The organism is Enterobacter cloacae complex sp. HYC080_NIDB, from assembly GCF_056673325.1.
Genome location: NZ_CP114212.1, coordinates 184,836 through 205,880, shown reverse-complemented (window position 1 = coordinate 205,880; position 21,045 = coordinate 184,836). Strand labels below are relative to the sequence as shown.

Below are 21,045 nucleotides of genomic sequence, written 5' to 3'. Positions count from 1 at the left end.
CAGAAAGAAGGACAGGCATTGTAGCGGACTCTTCAGTTGACATCTGGTGAACAAACAACCGAATGAAGATTATTCAAGGAACAGCTTGCGCAGGTATTTCGGTACCGCGTTATCAGCGTTGGAACCAATCACTTCCAGTTCCGGGTGCAGATCTTTCAAACGCTGATGCGCGTTCTGCATGATGCAGCCCTTGCCTGCCATGGAGAGCATTTCAGCGTCGTTCATGCCGTCACCAAAAGCGATGCAGTCTTTCAGCGCGAAACCCAGACGTTTCGCGACCGCTTCCAGCGCGTGACCTTTGGAGACGCCCCCCGCCATCACTTCCAGACAGGTCAGGGTTGAGAAGCTCACGTTGACCCGATCGCCCCAGCGCGCGTTGATAGCCTGCTCCAGAGGGAGCAGTTCTTCATGGCTTTCGCAGGTGAAGAACACCTTACTGATCCCTTCTGGATCCAGCAGGCCCGGCTCGTACAGGGAGTAGTTAAATACCGCTTCCTTGAAGAACCGCATTTCATCCGGGCGGTGGCGGTTCATAAACCATTCGTCGTCGCGGTAAACGTTGGTGACGATAGCCGGGTTGTTATGCACCACGCCGAAGAGATCGGCGGCAATATCGCGATCCAGGTTATGGGTAAAGATCAGGTTACCGTCAGTATCATGCACGCGCGCACCGTTGGAGGTGATCATGTACGATTTGATCTCAAGATTATCGCGGATCTGCCCCACGTCTACGTGGTGGCGGCCGGTGGCAAACACAAAGTTCACGCCACGGGCAGTCAGAAGCTTTAAGGTCTCTTTCGCGTAAGGCGACAGGGTGTGGTCAGGGGAAAGCAGCGTGCCATCTAAATCAGATGCAACAACCTGGTACATAGGGATTTCAACCTCTGGTGGAAAACAATAATCAGTTATGCCTGTTGAAAAATTCAACAATGGCGTTGAGCGCGACTGAGCGCATAGCGTCCTTTTCGAAAAGGATCTCATGGTAAGCGCCGTTGATGACCAGCGGTTTTCCCCCTTCACAAGGGTGACCGGCGGCGGCGCGCAGTTCACAATAACGGTCATGCATGCGGTTATCGACCACACGCTCTTCTTCAGCCTGAATCAGGAGTGTTGGCGTGTCATCCTCGCCTACCCCCGCCAGCACCTGTTCACCGGCCAGAATCCCCTCCCGCACCCAGTGCCAGGTCGGGCCACCGACGCGTAAGCGCGGTTCATCGGCATAAAAGCGCAGGTTGCGGCGATAACGCTGCCGACTGTGGGTTAAGACGTTGATGGCAAACGGCAGCGCACGCCAGCGTCCGGTCCCGATGGCATAGCCTTCACGAATGCGCTGATGGCCCTCAGCCCAGTCGAGAAGATGACGCACCATCCAGTCGGGGAAACGTATGACGATACCGTACATCGGCGCGGTTAGCGCAATGGCATCACACGAGTGTTGATACCGCTGCAAAAACAGCGTCGAAATAGCGCCACCCATGGAGTGCGCAAGGATATAGCGCTTACGCCAGGGGCCGGGCTGCACTTCCTGCTGCCAGAACGCGGCAAAATCGTCGACGTAATCGCTGAAGCGATCGACATGCCCACGGTGCGTGTCCTGTAGCATACGTCCGGACAGCCCCTGTCCACGATGGTCGATGATGAGCACATCGAACCCCATATGGACCAGATCGTAGGCCAGTTCGGCGTATTTAACGTAGCTTTCAATGCGCCCCGGGCAAACCACGATTACCCGGTCATTTTTCTCATCACGGAAACGAACGAAGCGTACCGGGATGCCCCCGACGCCCGTAAACTCATCTTCCTCACGCTGCCGCCAGAAATCGGTCAGCGGCCCCATAGAGAAAGCAGCAAATGCGTTTTCTCGTGTTTCCCAGTCCTTTTTCTGCTGAAACATTGGGTTTCCACTCACGTAATCCAGGGAATATCGTTTTTTTTCGTAACCGGTCACAAAATGACTCATCAATAGCGTATTGTGGCATAAAAACAGACGATTCGGGAGTTTCAAATGACCTTCGAGTGGTGGTTCGCCTACCTGCTGACATCCATCATCCTGAGCCTTTCACCGGGTTCGGGTGCGATTAACACCATGACTACCTCCATCAACCACGGCTATCGCGGGGCGGCGGCGTCGATTGCTGGTTTGCAAACCGGGCTGGGCATTCACATCGTCCTGGTCGGGATTGGCCTGGGAACGCTGTTCTCCCGCTCGGTGCTGGCGTTTGAAGTGCTGAAATGGGCCGGTGCGGCATATCTTATCTGGCTGGGTATTCAGCAATGGCGCGCGGCTGGCGCCATTAACCTGAATACGCTCGCGCAGACGCAAAACCGTGGTCATCTGTTTAAGCGGGCAGTATTCGTCAACCTGACCAACCCGAAAAGCATTGTGTTCCTCGCCGCGCTGTTCCCACAGTTTATCGTGCCGCACCAGCCTCAGGTGATGCAGTACGTGGTGCTGGGTGCGACCACAATTATTGTCGATATTATCGTGATGATTGGTTACGCGACGCTGGCACAGCGGATTGCCGGATGGATAAAAGGGCCTAAGCAGATGAAGGCCCTGAACAAAGTGTTTGGCTCGCTGTTTATGCTGGTTGGCGCGCTGCTTGCGTCAGCGCGTCATGCTTAGCGAGAAATGATGAGATGAATGCCGAAGCCGGCGAACAGCGCGCCGGCGAAGCCATCGATCCACTTCGCGATACGCTGGTAGCCACGGCGCATCGCCGGTAAGGCAAACAGGCTTGCCACGATAGTGAACCACGCGAAGGTCTCCACGACGATAAGCAGGAAAATGCCCCAACGTGCGCCCGCGCCAACGCTGTCGCCCACAAACAGCGAGAACACCGAGCCGAAATAGATAATCGCTTTCGGATTCGCCAGGTTGGTCAGTAGCCCTTTTACAAAGCTCCGTCCACCCGTTGCCAGCTCCACCTTAGGCTCTTGCGTTTTTTTCTCTTCTTTTTTCAGCGCCCCGCGCAGCATCTGGTAGCCCATCCAGCACAGGTACAGGCCACCGCCAACCATAATGATGTTATGCAGCCAGGCCATCTTCGCCAGGATAAGGTTCAGACCGAGCAGCGCAACGGCCGCCCAGACCATGACGCCCATGGTAATACCGAGCACGCCCATCATCGCCTCTTTACGGGAACGACTGACCGCTGTTTGCGATACGAAGAAAAAGTCAGGGCCCGGGCTCATCAGCGCAACGATGTGCACTAACGCCACGGTGAGAAATAGCATTAACATAATTGGCTCGCAGGGAAATAATTCAGTGAGTCATCATACTGGCACTTTTTTGGCCGGCTGACTACTCCTCATCATCACCGTCAACGTGAGAACGGATAAGCGCCATAAACTCTTTACCGAAGCGCTCCAGCTTGCGCGTCCCTACACCGTTGACGCTGAGCATTTCGCTGGCGCTGAGCGGCATCTGTTCCGCCATCTCAATCAGCGTCGCGTCGTTGAACACCACGTAAGGCGGATGTTCTCTTCATCAGCAATGGCTTTACGCAGCTTACGCAGTTTGGCAAACAGCTTGCGGTCATAGTTACCGCCGTAGGATTTCTGCATCACGCGTGGTTTGAGGGCGACCACGCGCGGTACGGCGAGCTTCAGTTCAACGTCACCGCGCAACACCGGACGCGCGGCTTCGGTCAGCTGTAGCGCCGAGTGCTGAGCGATGTTCTGCGTGGCAAATCCGAGGTGAATCAGCTGACGAATAATGCTAACCCAGTGCTCGTGGCTCTGATCTTTACCGATCCCGTATACCGGCAGTTTGTCGTGGCCCATGTCGCGGATACGCTGGTTATTGGCGCCGCGCAACACTTCCACCACGTAACCCATCCCGAAGCGTTGATTCACACGGTAAATGGTCGAAAGCGCCTTACGCGCGTCCATCAGGCCATCGTACTGCTTCGGCGGATCCAGGCAGATATCGCAGTTGCCGCACGGCTCCTGTCGCCCTTCACCAAAATAGTTGAGCAGCACCAGACGGCGGCAGGTTTGCGCTTCGGCAAACGCCCCCATCGCGTTGAGCTTATGGCGTTCGATATCCTGCAGCTGTCCCTGCGGTTTCTCTTCCAGACAGCGGCGCAGCCACGCCATATCGGCTGGATCGTAAAACAGCATCGCTTCCGCAGGCAGACCATCACGCCCGGCGCGGCCGGTTTCCTGATAGTAGGATTCGATATTACGCGGGATGTCGAAATGCACCACAAAACGCACGTTGGGCTTGTTAATCCCCATTCCGAACGCCACCGTCGCGACCACAATCTGCAGGTCGTCACGCTGGAATTTCTCCTGCACATCCGCGCGGATGTGGTTCTCCAGCCCGGCATGATACGCCGCGGCGCTAAAGCCACGGTTTTGCAGACGCGCGGCGGTGTCTTCCACCTTCGCCCGACTGTTGCAGTAGATAATGCCCGACTTGCCGCGCTGTTCCTGGACATAGCGCAGGAGCTGATCCAGCGGCTTGAATTTTTCCATCAGCATGTAGCGGATGTTAGGGCGGTCGAAACTGCTGACCTGAATATAGGGATCATTCAGCCCCAGCAGGCGAACGATATCCAGACGCGTCGTATCATCTGCCGTGGCGGTAAGCGCCATAAACGGCAGTTCCGGGAAGCGCTGACGGAGCTGGCCGAGGGCGGCATATTCCGGGCGGAAATCGTGCCCCCACTGCGAGATACAGTGCGCTTCATCCACCGCCAGCAGAACCGGGTTCCAGTGCGCGAGATGGTCGAGGAAGTTGTCCAGCATCAGGCGTTCCGGTGCGATATACAGCAGACGAACCTGCCCGGTGCGACACCCGGCCATCACCTCTTGCTGCTGCTCCCGGGTTTGCGTGGAATTAAGACAGGCCGCCGCCACGCCGTTGGCGAGCAGTTGATCAACCTGGTCTTTCATCAGAGAAATAAGGGGCGATACCACGACCGTCAGGCCGTTAAGCACCAGCGCGGGCACCTGATAACAGAGTGATTTCCCGCCGCCGGTCGGCATAACGACCAGACAATCACGGCCTTCCAGCACGGTTTCAATGATGGTTTCCTGGCCAGGGCGGAACTGCTGGTAGCCAAAGGTTTCATGCAAAACCTGTTTAGCCAGCGACTCCTGATTCAATACTTCCGCCTGCGCCACGTTAACCCCATATGCCAGAAATGAAACAGGCGCTATTTTCAGCGCCTGAGAGAGAAACTTCAACGTTTAACGCAAAAACATTCGAGCAGCTTAGAGAATATCGTTCAGCATTACGCCCACACCCACGCGGGTCTGGTTGAAGTTATAGTCGATCAGCGACTCGCCGTAACCGCTGTACACCTGCGTATAGAGGCGCACGTGCTTCGTTACCGGATAGCTCAGGCCCACTTCAGCACCACCGTAGCCGGTATTCCAGTTGTACTGGCCTTTCGCGCTCAGCACGGCATCGCCTAACTGGTAGCCGACCTTGAGCTGGTAGTACCCCATATATTTGGTGATATCCGGGTTATCGTCGGTGCTCCCCACCACATACCACGGCTTCACTTCCACCATCCAGTTGCCGTTCTGCGCCATCAGGCGCGTATAGGCACGGTTCCAGCTACGAGACGTGGGGTCGGAACGGCCGTTAGAATCGTGATTAAAGCCGACTTCGACGTCACGCAACGTCCATCCGGCAAATTCATAATCCGTTGCAAAGCCAAGGAACAGCTGCGGCTCATAGTTGGTTTCACGGAACGGCGAAGATTCGCCGCTGTTGGAAAGCTGCCACCAGGATTTCTGCGTGTAAGAGGCACCGAGTACCGAGTTCGGCCCCAGAATACCGCGCCAGAACGGGAAGGCGAGGCTCAACTGGAACTTCACCTCATCTTTACGCGCATTATCAGACCAGTTATAGGAGCTTATCGCTTCTTTGTTCAGATCGCTGGTCTGGGTGTAAATCACGTAGTTGGTGTCATACGGGTAAAGCGTGAACGGATTGTCATGCTCCTGAAGCATGTTAGCAATGATGCTACCGTGTACGGATGGCGCATCGTGCACTTCTTTAACTGTCGCTTCCTGCGCATATGCTGTGAGGGGCAGCGCAACCGCCGCCAGTAACCAACCCAGATACGTCCGCATCGGTGGTGTTCTCCTGAAATAGTGACGTGTAATGAATAATTTTATCCGGGCATTCTACAGACTTCTGCGCCAACTTCCGCCTCCTCGTTTCTGAAAGTGGAAATCCGTATTGTTGAGGCATAAAATCAACATTTCATTAACAATAGGGATGTGAAATCTCATGTCAGCCATGCTTACCTCTGAAGAAGTGTTAAAGCTCGTGGGCGAGATTTTTGTTTACCATATGCCATTTAACCGTGCGCTGGGTCTGGAGCTGGAGCGTTACGAGAAAGAGTTTGCCCAGTTGAGCTTCAACAACCAGCCGATGATGGTGGGCAACTGGGCGCAAAGTATTTTGCACGGCGGGGTGATTGCTTCCGCGCTGGACGTGGCGGCTGGTCTGGTCTGCGTGGGCAGTACGCTGACGCGTCATGACACCATCAATGAAGACGAACTCCGTCAGCGTCTGGCACGCATGGGCACCATTGATTTACGCGTCGATTATCTTCGCCCCGGACGCGGCAATCGTTTTACCTGCTCCAGCAGCCTGCTGCGTGCGGGGAATAAAGTTGCGGTGGCGCGCGTAGAATTACACAACGAAGAACAGGTTTATATCGCCAGCGCAACCGCCACTTATATGGTGGGTTGAAGCGGCAAAATCGGGTAAAATTAATTCACTTTTTTGTAACGGATTTTCCCGATGGATGCTAAACAGACGCGGCAGGGCGTTTTACTCGCCCTTGCCGCTTATTTTATTTGGGGTATTGCACCGGCGTACTTCAAATTTATCGCTTATGTACCGGCCGACGAGATCCTCACTCACCGCGTCATCTGGTCCTTTTTCTTTATGATCGCGCTAATGAGCCTCAGCCGTCAGTGGTCCGGCGTCAAGACGCTGCTCAAAACGCCTAAGAAAGTTTTCCTGCTGGCACTCTCGGCGGTGCTCATTGGCGGAAACTGGCTGCTGTTTATCTGGGCGGTGAATAACCACCACATGCTCGAAGCCAGTCTTGGCTACTTTATTAACCCGCTGGTAAACATCGTACTGGGGATGCTTTTCCTCGGCGAACGTTTCCGCCGTATGCAGTGGCTGGCGGTGTTTCTGGCCTTCTGCGGCGTGCTGGTACAGCTCTGGACGTTCGGCTCGCTGCCGATTATTGCCCTCGGCCTGGCGTTCAGCTTTGCGTTCTACGGTCTGGTACGTAAGAAGATTGCGGTGGAAGCACAAACGGGGATGCTGTTTGAAACCCTGTGGCTGCTGCCGGTGGCGGCGATCTACCTCTTCGGTATCGCCGACAGCGCCACCAGTCATATGGGCAGCAACCCGTGGTCGCTGAATCTGATGCTGATGGCGGCAGGCGTGGTGACCACCATTCCTCTGCTGTGCTTCACCGGTGCGGCAACGCGTCTGCGTCTCTCCACGCTGGGCTTCTTCCAGTACATCGGTCCGACGCTGATGTTTCTGCTGGCGGTGGTGTTTTACGGCGAAGTGCCGGGCGCAGATAAGATGGTGACGTTCGCCTTTATCTGGGTAGCGCTGGCGATTTTTGTCGCCGATGCGATTTACACCCAGCGCAGAGTGCGCAAAGGGCTGTAGTGCCTTTTTGCCGGATGGCGGCTGCGCCTTATCCGGCCTACACGTTCTGTAGGCCCGGTAAGCGTAGCGCCACCGGGCGGATTCTCAAAGCCAGTTACGACGCTTAAAGTACAGATACGGCGCCAGCCCGGCGAGGATCATAAAGATAATCGCCCCCGGGTAACCAAAGCTCCACTTCAGCTCCGGCATAAACTCGAAGTTCATCCCATAGCTGGAGGCCACCAGCGTCGGCGGCAGGAACACCACGGATACCACCGAGAAAATCTTGATGATGCGGTTCTGCTCGATGTTAATAAAGCCCATCGCCGCCTGCATCAGGAAGTTCACCTTCTGGAACAGGGATTCGTTGTGCGGCAGCAGGGACTCGATATCGCGCAGGATCTCACGCGCCTGCTCCAGCTGACCACCCGGCAGACGCGCCTTGCGCACGAGGAAGTTCAGCGCGCGCTGGGTATCCATCAGACACAAACGCACCTTCCAGCCGATATCTTCCAGCTCGGCCAGCGTGGAGAGCGCTTCGTCGTATTCATCGCCCTGATGGCCTTCCATGATCACGCGGCTTAGCTTTTCCAGATCGCTGTAGATGTTTTCAATCTCATCCGCCAGCTGTTCGATTTTGGTCTCAAACAGATCGAGCAGCAGTTCGTAAGCGTTGCCGTCCACCATTGCCTGGCTGCGGGCGCGCATGCGGTAGAGACGAAACGCGGGCAGTTCACGCTCGCGCAGGGTAAACAGGCGACCGTCGCGAATGGTAAAGGCCACGGTGGAGTTGCCCGCATGGTCTTCCGCATCTTCAAAGAAGAAGAAGGAGTGAATGTGCAGGCCATCTTCATCTTCAAAAAAACGCGCAGAAGCTTCGATGTCTTCCAGTTCAGGACGGGTTGCCAGGCTTTGCCCCAGCTCAGATTGTACGCGAAGGCGCTCATCGTCGTCCGGCTCGACCAGATCCACCCATACGGCATCAATGAGGGGCTGTGACTCTTCGGCTTCAAGCCGAGTCAGTCGGTTATTTTCGAGTTGAAATGCGCTCAACATGACCGGGACTCCCAATGCAAAAAATATCGGACAGTTCGGTGGGCACACAGAAACAAATTGGGTTTCAGACCATTAAACAGCCTGACTCAGCGCGACGGGAATAATGCAGTCGCTGACAACCACTAAGGCCATCAGCAAGGGGAGATAGCCTTAGGAGTTGTTCCTGGATGACAGGGAATTGAGCCAGTATCTACTGGGTGTGTCCAAGGCGAATGTCCTCTTAGCGTAATCGTGCGCGCATGTTACGCCAGCAGTAACTGTGGCGTCAACACGCAACGGAACGCTGAAGGGCATTAATTGACCTTCAACGTATAAGGCTAGCAGATTATTACAAAATAATGATATTTTTCTGAATGTTACACTGTTTCCAGCTTAGCGTAAGCGGCCACCAGCCATTTGATCCCCTGCCCCTGGAACGCCACCTGCAGGCGGCTGTGCTCGCCGCTGCCTTCCAGATTTACAATGGTGCCTTCGCCAAACTTCGAATGGCGCACGCGCTGACCCAGCTTGTAGCCGGTGTCCGTTTCAGAGATCGGTGACCCCATACGCGGATGGCTGACAGGGCGGCTGATGCTGGCACGCAGGCGCACTTCCTCCACGCACTCCTCCGGCAGTTCGCCAATAAAGCGAGACGGACGGTGGTAGACCTCTTTCCCGTACAGGCGGCGGGTTTCCGCATAGGTTAGCGTCAGCTTTTGCATCGCGCGCGTCACGCCCACATAGGCCAGTCGACGCTCCTCTTCCAGCCGTCCGCCTTCATCGAGCGACATCTGGCTCGGGAACATCCCCTCTTCCATCCCGACGATAAAGACCTGCGGGAACTCCAGACCTTTGGCGGAGTGCAGGGTCATCAGTTGCACCGCATCCTGCCAGGTGTCCGCCTGCCCTTCACCCGCCTCCAGCGCGGCGTGGGAAAGGAACGCCTGCAGCGGCATCAGGTCTTCGTCTTCTTCGTTGTAGCTGAACTGGCGCGTTGCCGTGACCAGTTCCTCTAAGTTCTCAATACGGGTCTGACCCTTCTCGCCTTTTTCCTGCTCGTACATGGTGCGCAGGCCGGAGTCTTTGATTACCCGGTCAGTCTGCACGTGCAGCGGCATATCGGCGGTTTCCTGCGCCAGGGCGTCAATCAGCTCAAGGAAGCGCTGCAATGCGCTGGCCGCACGACCGGCAAGGGCTTTCTCCTGCAGCAGCTCGCGGCACGCCTGCCACAGCGTCAGCTGACGGTCGCGCGAGGCCTGACGCACCACGTCCAGCGTGCGGTCGCCAATGCCACGGGTTGGGGTGTTGACCACGCGCTCAAACGCCGCGTCATCATTACGGTTCGCAATCAGACGCAGATACGAGAGCGCATCTTTGATTTCCTGACGTTCGAAGAAGCGCATACCGCCATAAATGCGGTACGGCATACCAACCTGCAGCAGCGCCTCTTCCAGCACGCGTGACTGGGCGTTACTGCGGTAGAGAATGGCGCACTGCTCTAACGCGCCGCCGTTATCCTGCCAGGTTTTAATACGGTTCACCACGAAGCGGGCTTCGTCGAGCTCGTTGAAGGCGCAGTAAATTGAAATCGGCTCGCCGTCGACGCCGTCGGTCCACAGCTTTTTACCCAGACGCCCGTTGTTGTTTTCAATCAGGGCGTTGGCTGCGCTCAGAATGTTGCTGGTGGAGCGATAGTTCTGCTCCAGACGGATGGTTTGTGCGCCGGGGAAGTCATTGAGGAAGCGCTGGATGTTTTCCACCTGCGCCCCGCGCCAGCCGTAGATCGACTGGTCATCATCCCCCACGATCATCACCTTACCGGTATCGCCCGCCAGCAGGCGGATCCATGCGTACTGGATGTTGTTGGTATCCTGGAATTCGTCCACCAGGATATTGGTAAAGCGTTCACGGTAGTGCTGAAGGATATGTGGTTTGTTGAGCCACAGTTCGTGGGCGCGCAGCAGCAGCTCGGCGAAATCCACCAGACCGGCGCGATCGCACGCTTCCTGGTAGGCTTTGTAGACGTTTTGCCAGGTCTGCTCCACCGGGTTGCCGAAGCTCTGAATATGGTGCGGGCGCAACCCTTCGTCTTTCTGACCGTTGATGTACCACATCGCCTGACGCGGCGGCCACTGTTTCTCGTCAAGGTTCATCGCCTTGATCAGACGCTTCAGCAGACGGAGCTGGTCTTCGCTGTCGAGGATCTGAAAATCCTGCGGCAGGTTGGCGTCCATATGATGCGCGCGCAGCAGGCGGTGCGCCAGGCCGTGGAAGGTGCCAACCCACATGCCGCCCTGGCTGGTACCCATTAACTGGGCGATACGGTGACGCATCTCCGCCGCCGCCTTATTGGTAAACGTGACGGCCATGATTGAGTACGGCGAGCAGTTTTCCACGCTCTGCAGCCACGCGATACGGTGAACCAGCACGCGCGTCTTACCACTGCCCGCCCCAGCCAGCACCAGCATGTTGGTGCGCGAGGCCGCTACGGCTTCACGCTGTTTGTCATTAAGGCTGTCGAGCAGGTAAGAAACGTCCATTGGCACCGTCACATAGTATTCAGGAACAGAGCAAAACGCCCGGTGGCGCTTCGCTTACCGGGCCTACAACTGCAAAACCCTGGTAATTTATACAATATTACTGGTGATTATATCAGCGTCGTGAGGGATGCCAACCGTGAAATTTCCACGTGCGGCAGAAGACGGCTATCCAGCGTGGTCATCAGGTCGGCGTTCTCTGGCTTGATCCAGCAGGCCTGCATGCCGCAGCGGATAGCCCCGGCCACGTCTGTAGTCAGGTCATCACCCACGTGCAGGATCTGGCCGAGCGGTAGATTCAGCTTTTCGGCCGCCAGGTGGTACATATCGCTAAACGGCTTGGCGCGACCGTGCGGGCCTGCGCGCAGCACGAATTCAAAGTAATCGCTGAGGCCAAACAGCTCGGGCTGGGCATTGCCGTTGGTGATGGCCACCAGCGGCCACTTTTCGGCGAGCTTCGCCAGCGTGTCGTGGGTCTCCTGCGGTACGTCGATACGGCTGCGCCATTTGGCAAAGTTTTCCATCGCTGCCTCAGCACCGATGGCCGCATCCCGTGCGTTGAGTCCTGCGTTGAGCATCGCCTGCTCAACCGCGCGACGACGCCATTCGGTCACGTCGTGGTAAATGTCCGGCTCGGTCTCCCGCAGGGACTGACGCAGCGTCTGGAAGTCCTTGTTCTGCATCGCTTTCAGCGCCGGATGGTAATTCTGTACAAACGCCAGCGATTCCTGCTCGGTACGCAGAATCACCTCGCGGTTGTCATAAAGGGTGTCATCAAGGTCAAACGTCAGGGCTGAGATCTGGCCGAGTGGGCGGTAAAAACGCATTATTTCCCCCGTTTGGCGCGTGGATGCGCCGCGTCATACACCGAGGCAAGGTGTTGGAAGTCTAAGTGGGTGTAGATTTGAGTGGTCGACAGATTCGCATGGCCGAGGAGCTCCTGCACGCCGCGCAGATCGCCGCTCGACTCAAGCATGTGTGTCGCAAAGGAGTGTCGCAGCTTATGCGGGTGAACATGACTGTTCAGCCCCTGCTTAATACCCCACTCCGCAAAGCGCTTCTGTACGTTACGCGCCGAGATCCGCTTGCCGAGTTTCGACAGGAACAGCGCATCTTCTTCCGCGCCAAACAGCCCGCGCAGGTCAAGCCAGTGCTCAATCCAGGCGACGGCATTGCGGCCAATGGGCAGGCGGCGCTCTTTGCTGCCCTTGCCCATCACCCACACTTCGCCGGTGTCCAGGTCGAGGTGTTTTAAATCGAGGTTCACCAGTTCAGACAGACGCAGGCCTGCGCCGTACATCACTTCCAGCATCGCGCGGTCACGCACCGCCAACGGATCGTTCAGATCAATATCCAGCAGACGGTTTACGTCGTCGACGTCGATATTTTTCGGCAGATGGCGCGGGGCTTTCGGCGTGGCGATCCCTTTTGCCGGGTTGGCTTTTATGCCGCCCTGGCTGACCAGCCAGTCAAAGAAACTGCGTAGCGCGGAGAGCCTGAGGGCCAGGCTCGCCGGGCTGAGGTTTTTTTTACGGCTACGCACAACGAACCCGCGTACCGTGGCAGCGTCACATTGTTGCCAGCTTTTCAGGCCGATCTCGTCGGCAATCTGCATGATGGCATCAAGCTGACGCTGGTAGTTAAGCAGCGTAATGGGGCTGAGCTGACGTTCCACCCCCAGATAGCGCAGAAAGCGCGCGACGTCAGTGGAAAGCGGTCCGTCCGTCATACGCGTTCAATCCAGCGCTCCAGCAGTTCGGGCAGCATCAGGGCGATCTCCTGCAGCAGGTGCGTGGCCTGGCCTTGCTCGTAGTGGTGCGCGTCGCGGCTGGTAAATAACATGATGCCCAGATCGCCATCGCGTCCCATCAGCGACATCGCCACCGAGCCAATCGCCTTCGCTTCCGGTAATACCACCAGCAGTTCAGGCCCGTTCAGCGGCCCCAGATAGTGATGCGCATGGCCCAGACGCTGAATGCGCAGCGGTTCAAACGCCTGACGACTGAGCGCCAGATGGGTAAACCCGGACGGTGCGCCAATGCGCCAGCGGTCAGGAAAAAGACGAATCGTTGCACCCGCCAGCCCAAGCTCACGCGCCCAGCGGTGGAAGCGGCTAAGGAACTCATCAAGGCTGTGCGCCGAGGCCAGACGCGCCTGCAAATGCAGCAAACGATAGAACAGGCTTTCGTTGGTACTGGCCTGTTCCATCAGCAGCGTCATGTTCTCTTCAAGCTGATTGATGTGGTTGCGCGAGCGCGCCATGTGCCATTCGACCAGCGACACGGTCCCGCGAACCGGATGCGGCACGCGCATCTCTTCGACGACGCGTGCATTGCGAATAAAAAACTCAGGATTGCGCAGCAGATAATCCACAACAGCTCTGTCGTCCAGTTCCGTCACTGTTTCCTGCAGTTCTTCCCCTGGTTGTTTCATAGATGGATAAACCCGTCATAGACATGTGCCGCCGGGCCAGTCATATACAGTGGATGACCCGGTCCTTTCCAGGCGATATCAAGCCGACCGCCCGGTAACTCGACGCGAACCTCTTCGGCGAGTAGCCCCTGTGAGATGCCGACCGCCACGGCCGCACACGCACCGCTACCGCAGGCCTGGGTTTCGCCCGCGCCGCGCTCGTAAACCCGCAGGCGGATGTGCTCACGCTTCACCACCTGCATGAAACCGATGTTCGCCCGCTCCGGAAAACGCTCGTGGCCTTCCAGCACCGGACCGAGCGTTTCAACCGCGGCGGTTTCCACATCATCCACCTGAATCACGCAGTGCGGATTACCCATCGAGACGACGCCGCACAATACTGTCTGCTCGGCCGCACGCATAATATAGGTCTTTTCCGCTTTATTTGCGCGAAACGGCACGGCAGAGGGTTCGAAGTTAGGCTCGCCCATGTTCACGCGCACCAGTTCGTCATCGGTGACGCTGAGCACCATACGGCCGTTGGCCGTACTGACGCGAATATCGCGCTTGTTGGTCAGCCCTTTCAGGCGGACAAAGCGGGCAAAACAACGCGCACCGTTGCCGCACTGGTTAACCTCGCTGCCGTCCGCGTTAAAAATACGGTAGTGGAAATCGAGGTCGGGATCGTATGGCGGCTCAACCACCAGCAGTTGATCAAACCCCACGCCCAGATGCCGATCCGCCAGGCGACGGATCAGTTCCGGGGAGAAAAACACATTCTGCGTTACCGCGTCGACGACCATAAAATCGTTGCCAAGGCCATGCATTTTAGAGAACTGCATCATTTGCTCCATTGCGCGGGTACAGAACGTTGTCGTCAGAGATTAACCTGAGTCGGGCCACCGTTGTCGCCACGATCGTTAGTATTTGGCGTGGTAGACTCAATGCCGCTTTGGACGGGTTTCGTCGGCGGCGGCGCGGTTTTATCCGCAGGTGGGAAGTAGAGTGGTCCCTTCAGTCCGCAGCCCGTCAGGCTAAACAGGGTGATGAGAACGGCAAGCGTTCGGAAAGCGTTTTTCATTATAAAGTTGCCCGTAAGTTCAAATCTGTTTCTATCATCGCAGGAGAAGACACAAAAGCAAGAGTTTGCCGCTTTCCTGCAACGGGAATTATTTAGCGTTATACTGCCGGCATCACGAAAAACAGGAACAAAACCATGAACGACAGTGAATTCCATCGCCTTGCAGACACCCTGTGGATGACCATCGAAGAACGTCTCGACGACTGGGACGGCGACAGCGATATCGATTGTGAAATCAACGGCGGCATTCTGACCCTGAGCTTCGAAAACGGCAGCAAAATTATTATTAACCGCCAGGAACCGCTTCACCAGGTCTGGCTGGCCGCAAAACAGGGCGGATATCATTTCGATCTGAAAGACGGGGAATGGATTTGCGACCGCAGCGGCGAAACGTTCTGGGATTTGCTGGAGCAGGCAGCGACGGCGCAGGCGGGTGAGACCGTCAGTTTCAGGTAGTTTTGTTGCCGGGTGGCGCTGCGCTTACCCGGCCTACGGGTTCGGGCTGTTGTAGGCCCGGTAAGGCTTAGCCGCCACCGGGCTCACGAAATCAGGAGAAATACTGCTGCAACAGCGGTGCGGTATCCTGGTTTGCTGGCACCGCAGGGGTAATTGCCTGCGTACGGAACGGGATCACCTGCGCTCGCCCATCAACGTTCACAATCTGATAGAACTGCGGCAGGTTGAAGTTGATAAAGCTGGAGCCATAGGTGAAGCGGTCATGTGAAGAAGAGTAGAAACGGCTGACGTCGCGCACCAGCTCCTCTTTGCTACCTTCACAATGGTGATACACCTCGGCGCGGTTGGTCTCATCCAGAATGTAAATGTTAAACCCGGCATCGTCGCCCGACTCTTCGAAGAAGAACTGAATAATCCCTTCACTCGCAAAGCCGTCCACCACCTGTGGCAGTTTGACGTGGTTGGTTTCCACCTGGACCGACAGTCCATGCAGCTTGTTATGTGAAATCGCCCCGTAAAACTCAATGGCGTTTTCCAGCTTCTGTACCGATACATTCAGACGTTCGAAGAACAGCCCCCAGGTCTGGCCGGAGACGCGCAGCGCTTTAAAACGCCCGGTTTCCTGACGGGTACTGGAGAGACGCAGCTCGATGCACTCGGAGACCAGCTGCTGCACGCGGGTACGAATCAAACCGCGCAGGTGCTGGCTGTAGCAGAACACTTCGACGCTGTCCGGCGGCGCGGCGTCCTGATGCATTTTGCCCAGAATAGTTTTCAGCGCTTCGATCATCGCCTGCTCGCCGTTGAAATGCAGAGTACGCACTTCATTCCACGAGTTGCGGTACAGCAGATCCACGCTGCCCACCAGACAGTTTTGCTGTTCGCCAAAGCTGAAGACGTCCAGTTTGCGGAAGTCAAAATGGACTACCTGATTACGGAAAGCTGCCGTCGGGTCGTATTCCAGGTTGACGATAATCGCCAGATGGCGAATTTCACAGGGGCTGTAGAGCGCTTTCGGCGTTGGCGCAGGCAGACGCAGTGGGAAGTGGTGCGAAACATCAGCCACCATCTCCTGCAGCTTGGCTAAATCGACGACCTCGTTGCCCTTGATAAACAGGCGGGTGCGTGAAGTCAGCAGACCGTTAAACCACGCCCAGGCCACCAGTTTGTTCAGGTAGCGGTTATATTCCAGCGGCTGATGGCTGATGATCGAGTCCATGCTAGGCGCACGGTTGTACAGATACCACCCGGTGCGGTTTGCGCGGCCCGGCGGTACATAGATAAAGGTCAGGTTCGGTTCTGACAGATCAGGCGAAATCTGCGGGTTCACCAGGGTGACTTTGCCCGGCAGCGCTTCAAACGCGGCATAGAGCTTACGGGTCAGTACGCCAATGTCCTGCGGGCTGGCGGAGACGCTAAGGTTGTTGCGGCGCGCAAAGCGGATCAGGTTACGGTAGCTTTGCATCATCGCATCGAGCAGTTCGTTATGCGCTTCACGCACCTGATCGATTTTCCAGTTAGCGCGGTTGTCGAGCATGGACAGACGCGCTTCGTCCCATCCCCACTCTTTCACTAACTGGCTGACCACTTCACGACGCCAGCCCACACAGGCGCGCTCGCGGCTCAGTTTTTCACAAACTTTGAGATAAAAACATCGACGCACCAGGTCAAGACGCGTCGAGTCATCAATGGCTTTCAGGTATTCGGTAACGCGTTCCAGCATCATGCAGTAGGCATCAAGCCCGTAGGAGACAATCTCACCATCGTGCAGGCGCTGCTTGATATCTTTCGCCAGCAGACGCGGCGTGGGGTATTCCCAGGAGTAGGCTTCAAGCAACAGCGTTTTCAACACCGCTTTGTACGGTGAATCAATGCTCTTATAGAGCTGCCAGAGGCTAGCGCCGAAGTACTCTTCTGCGGACAGGGAGCTAAGGCCGCCCAGATCCAGCCACTCGTTTGGCGTCAGAACGCCCTGCGAATAAAGCGACATGACGTAGTCGTCATAATTCTCTTCTTCATCGCACGGCACCATATTCCACAGAATACGCTTCCCGGCCAGACGCACAGCAGTACGATAAAATTCATCCAGCAATAAGATGTGCTGAGTCGAGCCGCAGTCTTCACCACCCAGACTGCCGCTTTCGTTATGGCGGAAACGGTTTTCATCAATCAGGAAGAAGCTCACTTCCACGCCAAGCGACGCGGCCCAGCTCTCCAGCAGGCTGCATTTACGCTGCAGCAGCTGCCGCTCTTCGTTATCGAGCCAGGATTGATGGCAGACCCAGATATCCAGGTCTGAAGAACAGCTTTGCCCTACCGATGAGGTACTCCCCATCGTGTAAACGCCGGTAATCGGCAATTCACCTGTCGGTGATTCCTGCGGCGGCATGCCGCGGTAGAGTTCCAGCTCGTTCAGATAATGCTGTTGGGTTTCATCAGGCGTGAAAAGACATATGCCTCTGGGAACGTTACCGTCAAGGTACCCAGGCATCAGCGGATGGTGATAGTGCAATAATGTCGGCAGCAGACTGTATACCTGCTGGAAAGCAGGGCCCATGGCAGCAAGCGCGCGATCCACGCGCAATTGATTTATGGCATCCAGTCTCTGTTTCAGAGTCTCAATATAGAGGTACAAGACGTATCGCCTGATGTTTCCGGGTGTCGTAAGCCATTCAAAACACGAATAACCGCGAGCCCGCAGTATTTCAAAAAGATAACCGTTACCCTTTTTTCGCCCTTATCATTATGGTGGTACCGACGAAAAAATGGTCTAAAACGTGATCAATTTAACACCTTGCCGGTTGACCGTAAAGAAAGATGCGCTACATACAAGTGTAGCACCGTTCTGTACGTGTAAATTCCTGAATACGGCTATGGCTGGCCAATACGCCACCGTGTCCCTCTCGCGCTTCATCAACCGTAAAACTGCCATCCCAGAGTCAACAATGTTAGGATGGTTAGCGATTGATAATGACGGTAACAAGCATGTTAGACAATGTTTTGAGAATTGCCACACGCCAAAGCCCTCTCGCGCTCTGGCAGGCACATTATGTTAAGCAGCGCCTTGAAGCCTGCCACAATGGATTGCGCGTCGAGCTGGTGCCGATGGTCACGCGCGGTGACGTGATCCTGGATACGCCACTGGCGAAGGTGGGCGGCAAGGGCCTGTTTGTCAAAGAACTGGAACTGGCATTGCTTGAGAACCGCGCCGATATCGCCGTGCACTCCATGAAAGATGTGCCCGTCGAGTTCCCGGAAGGGCTGGGGCTGGTGACCATCTGCGAGCGCGAAGATCCGCGTGATGCGTTTGTCTCTAACCGCTATGACTCGCTTGATGCGTTGCCCGAAGGTAGCGTAGTTGGCACCTCCAGTTTACGCCGTCAGTGTCAGCTGGCGGAGCGTCGCCCTGACCTGATCATCCGCTCGCTGCGCGGCAACGTCGGCACACGCCTGGGCAAACTGGATAACGGTGAATACGATGCCATTATTCTTGCCGTCGCTGGACTGAAGCGTCTGGGGCTGGAGGAACGCATTAGCGTGGCGCTACCACCAGAACTGTCGCTGCCGGCCGTGGGCCAGGGTGCCGTCGGCATCGAGTGCCGTCTGGACGATGTGCGTACCCGCCAACTGCTCGCGCCGCTGAACCATGACGAGACCGCTATCCGCGTAAAAGCCGAGCGGGCGATGAATACCCGCCTCGAAGGCGGATGCCAGGTGCCGATTGGCAGCTATGCTGAATTAACCGAAGGGAAACTCTGGCTGCGCGCGCTGGTGGGTGCCCCGGACGGTTCACAGATGGTACGCGGCGAACGTCGTGGCAATCCGCAAGATGCCGAACAGCTTGGCGTGTCGCTGGCGGAAGAGCTGCTGAATAACGGCGCGCGTGAAATCCTGGCTGAGGTCTATAACGGAGAACCCCCTGCATGAGTATTCTTGTCACCCGCCCTTCTCCCGCAGGAGAGCAGTTAGTGAGCCGTCTGCGCACACTGGGGCAGGTGGCCTGGAGTTTTCCGCTGATTGAATTCTCCCCCGGTCGCGAGCTCTCTGCGCTCGCCGATCGGATAAATACCCTGCAGGAAGGCGATCTGCTGTTTGCGTTGTCGCAACATGCCGTGGAATTCGCCAACGCCCAGCTGCAACAGCAAAGTTTGTCCTGGACAACTGCCCCACGCTATTTCGCCATTGGTCGCTCAACGGCGCTGGCGCTGCATACCGTAAGCGGCGCTGATGTTCGCTACCCGTTAGATCGGGAAATTAGCGAAGTCTTGCTACAATTACCTGAATTACAAACTATTGCCGGAAAGCGCGCGCTCATTTTGCGCGGCAATGGTGGCCGCGAGCTGCTGGGCGAAACGCTGCGTGAACGGGGTGCCGACGTGACGTTCGTTGAGTGCTATCAGCGTTGCGCAAAGCACTACGATGGCGCGGAAGAAGCGATGCGCTGGCACGCGCGCGGCATTAATACGCTGGTGGTCACCAGCGGTGAAATGTTACAACAGCTTTGGTCGCTGATACCGCATTGGTATCGCGAAAACTGGTTACTCCGCTGTCGGCTTCTGGTCGTCAGTGAGCGTCTGGCGAACCTCGCCCGGGAACTGGGCTGGCAGGATATTCGGATCGCTGATAACGCCGACAACGATGCGCTGCTGCGCGCATTACAATAACTCTCAAATGGGAAGCCATAATGACGGAACACGAAAAATCCTCCGCCGTGGTTGAAGAGACCAGGGAGACTGTGGACACCACGCCACAGCCAGAGACGACTGAGAAAACCGCTGAGAAGAAAAACGGCAGCAACAAAACCAGCCTCGCGCTGAGCGCAATTGCCATCGCCATTGCACTGGCGGCAGGTGTTGGCCTGTACGGCCTTGTGAAGCAACAGGGCGCTAACCAGACGGCCACCAGCGATACGCTGGTCAATCAGCTTACCTCCCTGCAAAAAGCGCAGGAAACGCAGAAAACCGAGCTGGAAGCGGTGATTAAGCAGCAGGCTGCCGCGCTGGCCGAGGCAAACAACAAACAGCAAGAGCTGACCAAACAACTGGACGAAGTACAGCAGAAAGTCGCCACGATTTCCGGTACCGATGCCAAAACCTGGCTGCTCTCTCAGGCCGATTTCCTCGTAAAACTCGCCGGGCGTAAGCTCTGGAGCGACCAGGACGTTACCACCGCCGCCGCACTGCTGAAAAGCGCCGATGCAAGCCTTGCAGACATGAACGATCCCAGTCTCATTACCGCACGTCGCGCGATCACCGAAGATATCGCGAGTCTTTCCGCCGTTTCGCAGGTGGATTACGACGGCATTATCCTCAAGGTGAACCAGCTTTCGAATCAGATTGATAACCTGCAGCTGGCGGATAACAACGACGACGACTCCCCCATGGATTCCGACGGTACCGAGCTTTCCAGCTCTCTGAGCGAATGGCGCATTAACCTGCAGAAAAGCTGGCAGAACTTTATGGACAGCTTTATCACCATCCGTCGCCGCGATGAAACCGCTGTACCGCTGTTAGCGCCGAATCAGGATATCTATCTGCGCGAAAACATCCGTTCCCGCCTGCTGGTGGCGGCTCAGGCTGTGCCGCGTCATCAGGAAGAGACCTACAAACAGGCGCTGGATAACGTCTCGACGTGGGTGCGTGCGTATTACAATACCGATGACGCAACGACCACCGCTTTCCTCGAAGACATCGACAAGCTGAGCCAGCAGAACATCACGATGAACGTACCGGATAAGCTGGCCAGCCAGCCGATACTGGAGAAACTGATGCAGACGCGCGTGCGTAACCTGCTGGCACAGCCGGGCGTTCCGGCAGAGCAAACAGGCGGAGCGGCACCAGCGCCAGCGCCTGAAAGCGCGCCACAAGGAGAGTAAT

Annotated in this window: 20 protein-coding genes and 1 pseudogene; 7 read left to right on the top strand and 14 right to left on the bottom strand. The window is 56.5% G+C overall.

What is annotated here, in order from left to right:
• Window positions 1-69: 69 nt before the first annotated feature.
• Complete coding sequence (gene yigL, locus O1723_RS00940) at window positions 70-870, bottom strand: sugar/pyridoxal phosphate phosphatase YigL (RefSeq protein WP_014885637.1); 801 nt, start codon at window positions 868-870, stop codon at window positions 70-72.
• Window positions 871-901: 31 nt separating this feature from the next.
• Window positions 902-1,894: a lysophospholipase L2 gene (gene pldB / locus O1723_RS00935; protein ID WP_014885638.1), complete on the bottom strand. Its 993-nt coding sequence runs from the start codon at window positions 1,892-1,894 to the stop codon at window positions 902-904.
• 111 nt (window positions 1,895-2,005) lie between these two features.
• On the opposite strand from pldB, the gene rhtB reads away from it, so the two are divergent.
• A complete protein-coding gene (gene rhtB / locus O1723_RS00930; protein WP_014885639.1) occupies window positions 2,006-2,626 on the top strand; it encodes a homoserine/homoserine lactone efflux protein in 621 nt (206 codons plus the stop codon).
• Here rhtB and rhtC read toward each other — a convergent pair.
• The 3 genes and pseudogenes from rhtC to pldA form a co-directional block, all read right to left on the bottom strand.
• The gene (rhtC, locus tag O1723_RS00925) at window positions 2,623-3,243 is read right to left on the bottom strand and encodes a threonine export protein RhtC (RefSeq protein WP_014885640.1); all 621 of its coding nucleotides are present in this window, start codon (window positions 3,241-3,243) and stop codon (window positions 2,623-2,625) included. The genes rhtB and rhtC overlap by 4 nt on opposite strands.
• 61 nt (window positions 3,244-3,304) lie before the next feature.
• Window positions 3,305-5,133 (bottom strand): annotated as a pseudogene (gene recQ / locus O1723_RS00920) (ATP-dependent DNA helicase RecQ).
• 90 nt (window positions 5,134-5,223) lie between these two features.
• Window positions 5,224-6,093 (bottom strand): phospholipase A, encoded by an 870-nt coding sequence (gene pldA, locus O1723_RS00915; RefSeq protein ID WP_014885642.1) that lies wholly within the window; start codon window positions 6,091-6,093, stop codon window positions 5,224-5,226.
• A 160-nt stretch (window positions 6,094-6,253) separates the two neighbouring features.
• On the opposite strand from pldA, the gene yigI reads away from it, so the two are divergent.
• Together yigI and rarD are read left to right on the top strand one after the other, a co-directional pair.
• Window positions 6,254-6,721, top strand: coding sequence for an acyl-CoA thioesterase YigI (gene yigI, locus O1723_RS00910; RefSeq protein ID WP_014885643.1), 468 nt, complete (start codon window positions 6,254-6,256; stop codon window positions 6,719-6,721).
• A 51-nt stretch (window positions 6,722-6,772) separates the two neighbouring features.
• Window positions 6,773-7,669: an EamA family transporter RarD gene (gene rarD / locus O1723_RS00905; protein WP_014885644.1), complete on the top strand. Its 897-nt coding sequence runs from the start codon at window positions 6,773-6,775 to the stop codon at window positions 7,667-7,669.
• Window positions 7,670-7,753: 84 nt separating this feature from the next.
• Here the strand turns inward: rarD and corA are convergent, their stop codons facing one another.
• From corA to lptM, 8 genes are all read right to left on the bottom strand, one after another.
• A complete protein-coding gene (gene corA, locus O1723_RS00900; RefSeq protein ID WP_008501540.1) occupies window positions 7,754-8,704 on the bottom strand; it encodes a magnesium/cobalt transporter CorA in 951 nt (316 codons plus the stop codon).
• A 150-nt stretch (window positions 8,705-8,854) separates the two neighbouring features.
• Complete coding sequence (gene ysgD, locus O1723_RS00895; protein ID WP_212743980.1) at window positions 8,855-8,911, bottom strand: YsgD/CorL family protein; 57 nt, start codon at window positions 8,909-8,911, stop codon at window positions 8,855-8,857.
• A gap of 149 nt (window positions 8,912-9,060) precedes the next feature.
• Window positions 9,061-11,223 carry a DNA helicase II gene (gene uvrD / locus O1723_RS00890; RefSeq protein ID WP_014885645.1) on the bottom strand — a complete coding sequence of 721 codons (2,163 nt, stop codon included), beginning with the start codon at window positions 11,221-11,223 and terminating at the stop codon, window positions 9,061-9,063.
• Between the two features lie 107 nt (window positions 11,224-11,330).
• A complete protein-coding gene (gene yigB, locus O1723_RS00885) occupies window positions 11,331-12,047 on the bottom strand; it encodes a 5-amino-6-(5-phospho-D-ribitylamino)uracil phosphatase YigB (protein ID WP_014885646.1) in 717 nt (238 codons plus the stop codon).
• On the bottom strand, window positions 12,047-12,949 hold the full coding sequence (gene xerC, locus O1723_RS00880; RefSeq protein ID WP_014885647.1) for a tyrosine recombinase XerC: 903 nt from the start codon (window positions 12,947-12,949) through the stop codon (window positions 12,047-12,049). Before xerC ends, yigB begins: the two co-directional genes overlap by 1 nt.
• On the bottom strand, window positions 12,946-13,653 hold the full coding sequence (locus O1723_RS00875; protein WP_014885648.1) for a DUF484 domain-containing protein: 708 nt from the start codon (window positions 13,651-13,653) through the stop codon (window positions 12,946-12,948). The genes xerC and O1723_RS00875 overlap by 4 nt, the downstream gene beginning before the upstream one ends.
• Window positions 13,650-14,474 (bottom strand): diaminopimelate epimerase, encoded by an 825-nt coding sequence (dapF, locus tag O1723_RS00870; RefSeq protein WP_014885649.1) that lies wholly within the window; start codon window positions 14,472-14,474, stop codon window positions 13,650-13,652. The genes O1723_RS00875 and dapF overlap by 4 nt, the downstream gene beginning before the upstream one ends.
• Window positions 14,475-14,509: 35 nt before the next feature.
• Window positions 14,510-14,713, bottom strand: coding sequence for an LPS translocon maturation chaperone LptM (lptM, locus tag O1723_RS00865; protein WP_014885650.1), 204 nt, complete (start codon window positions 14,711-14,713; stop codon window positions 14,510-14,512).
• 135 nt (window positions 14,714-14,848) lie between these two features.
• Here lptM and cyaY point away from each other — a divergent pair, with 135 nt between their 5' ends.
• Window positions 14,849-15,169, top strand: a complete 321-nt coding sequence (cyaY, locus tag O1723_RS00860) for an iron donor protein CyaY (protein WP_014885651.1) — start codon at window positions 14,849-14,851, stop codon at window positions 15,167-15,169.
• Between the two features lie 91 nt (window positions 15,170-15,260).
• Here cyaY and cyaA read toward each other — a convergent pair whose 3' ends face one another.
• A complete protein-coding gene (gene cyaA / locus O1723_RS00855) occupies window positions 15,261-17,804 on the bottom strand; it encodes a class I adenylate cyclase (protein ID WP_014885652.1) in 2,544 nt (847 codons plus the stop codon).
• A 350-nt stretch (window positions 17,805-18,154) separates the two neighbouring features.
• On the opposite strand from cyaA, the gene hemC reads away from it, so the two are divergent.
• From hemC to hemX, 3 genes are read left to right on the top strand one after another with little or no spacing between them, the layout of a single operon-like run.
• Complete coding sequence (gene hemC, locus O1723_RS00850; protein WP_014885653.1) at window positions 18,155-19,096, top strand: hydroxymethylbilane synthase; 942 nt, start codon at window positions 18,155-18,157, stop codon at window positions 19,094-19,096.
• Window positions 19,093-19,833, top strand: coding sequence for a uroporphyrinogen-III synthase (gene hemD / locus O1723_RS00845; protein ID WP_014885654.1), 741 nt, complete (start codon window positions 19,093-19,095; stop codon window positions 19,831-19,833). Before hemC ends, hemD begins: the two co-directional genes overlap by 4 nt.
• A 20-nt stretch (window positions 19,834-19,853) precedes the next feature.
• Window positions 19,854-21,044: a uroporphyrinogen-III C-methyltransferase gene (gene hemX, locus O1723_RS00840; protein ID WP_014885655.1), complete on the top strand. Its 1,191-nt coding sequence runs from the start codon at window positions 19,854-19,856 to the stop codon at window positions 21,042-21,044.
• Window position 21,045: the final 1 nt, after the last annotated feature.

Excerpts from the sequence above, each read along its gene's own strand:
- hemC (WP_014885653.1), top strand. The coding sequence starts at position 18,155 with ATGTTAGACAATGTTTTGAGAATTGCCACACGCCAAAGCCCTCTCGCG.
- rhtB (WP_014885639.1), top strand. The coding sequence starts at position 2,006 with ATGACCTTCGAGTGGTGGTTCGCCTACCTGCTGACATCCATCATCCTG.
- yigB (WP_014885646.1), bottom strand. The coding sequence starts at position 12,047 with ATGCGTTTTTACCGCCCACTCGGCCAGATCTCAGCCCTGACGTTTGAC.
- xerC (WP_014885647.1), bottom strand. The coding sequence starts at position 12,949 with ATGACGGACGGACCGCTTTCCACTGACGTCGCGCGCTTTCTGCGCTAT.
- rhtC (WP_014885640.1), bottom strand. The coding sequence starts at position 3,243 with ATGTTAATGCTATTTCTCACCGTGGCGTTAGTGCACATCGTTGCGCTG.
- cyaY (WP_014885651.1), top strand. The coding sequence starts at position 14,849 with ATGAACGACAGTGAATTCCATCGCCTTGCAGACACCCTGTGGATGACC.
- dapF (WP_014885649.1), bottom strand. The coding sequence starts at position 14,474 with ATGCAGTTCTCTAAAATGCATGGCCTTGGCAACGATTTTATGGTCGTC.
- pldB (WP_014885638.1), bottom strand. The coding sequence starts at position 1,894 with ATGTTTCAGCAGAAAAAGGACTGGGAAACACGAGAAAACGCATTTGCT.
- uvrD (WP_014885645.1), bottom strand. The coding sequence starts at position 11,223 with ATGGACGTTTCTTACCTGCTCGACAGCCTTAATGACAAACAGCGTGAA.
- lptM (WP_014885650.1), bottom strand. The coding sequence starts at position 14,713 with ATGAAAAACGCTTTCCGAACGCTTGCCGTTCTCATCACCCTGTTTAGC.
- yigL (WP_014885637.1), bottom strand. The coding sequence starts at position 870 with ATGTACCAGGTTGTTGCATCTGATTTAGATGGCACGCTGCTTTCCCCT.
- pldA (WP_014885642.1), bottom strand. The coding sequence starts at position 6,093 with ATGCGGACGTATCTGGGTTGGTTACTGGCGGCGGTTGCGCTGCCCCTC.
- hemX (WP_014885655.1), top strand. The coding sequence starts at position 19,854 with ATGACGGAACACGAAAAATCCTCCGCCGTGGTTGAAGAGACCAGGGAG.
- O1723_RS00875 (WP_014885648.1), bottom strand. The coding sequence starts at position 13,653 with ATGAAACAACCAGGGGAAGAACTGCAGGAAACAGTGACGGAACTGGAC.
- corA (WP_008501540.1), bottom strand. The coding sequence starts at position 8,704 with ATGTTGAGCGCATTTCAACTCGAAAATAACCGACTGACTCGGCTTGAA.
- hemD (WP_014885654.1), top strand. The coding sequence starts at position 19,093 with ATGAGTATTCTTGTCACCCGCCCTTCTCCCGCAGGAGAGCAGTTAGTG.
- rarD (WP_014885644.1), top strand. The coding sequence starts at position 6,773 with ATGGATGCTAAACAGACGCGGCAGGGCGTTTTACTCGCCCTTGCCGCT.
- yigI (WP_014885643.1), top strand. The coding sequence starts at position 6,254 with ATGTCAGCCATGCTTACCTCTGAAGAAGTGTTAAAGCTCGTGGGCGAG.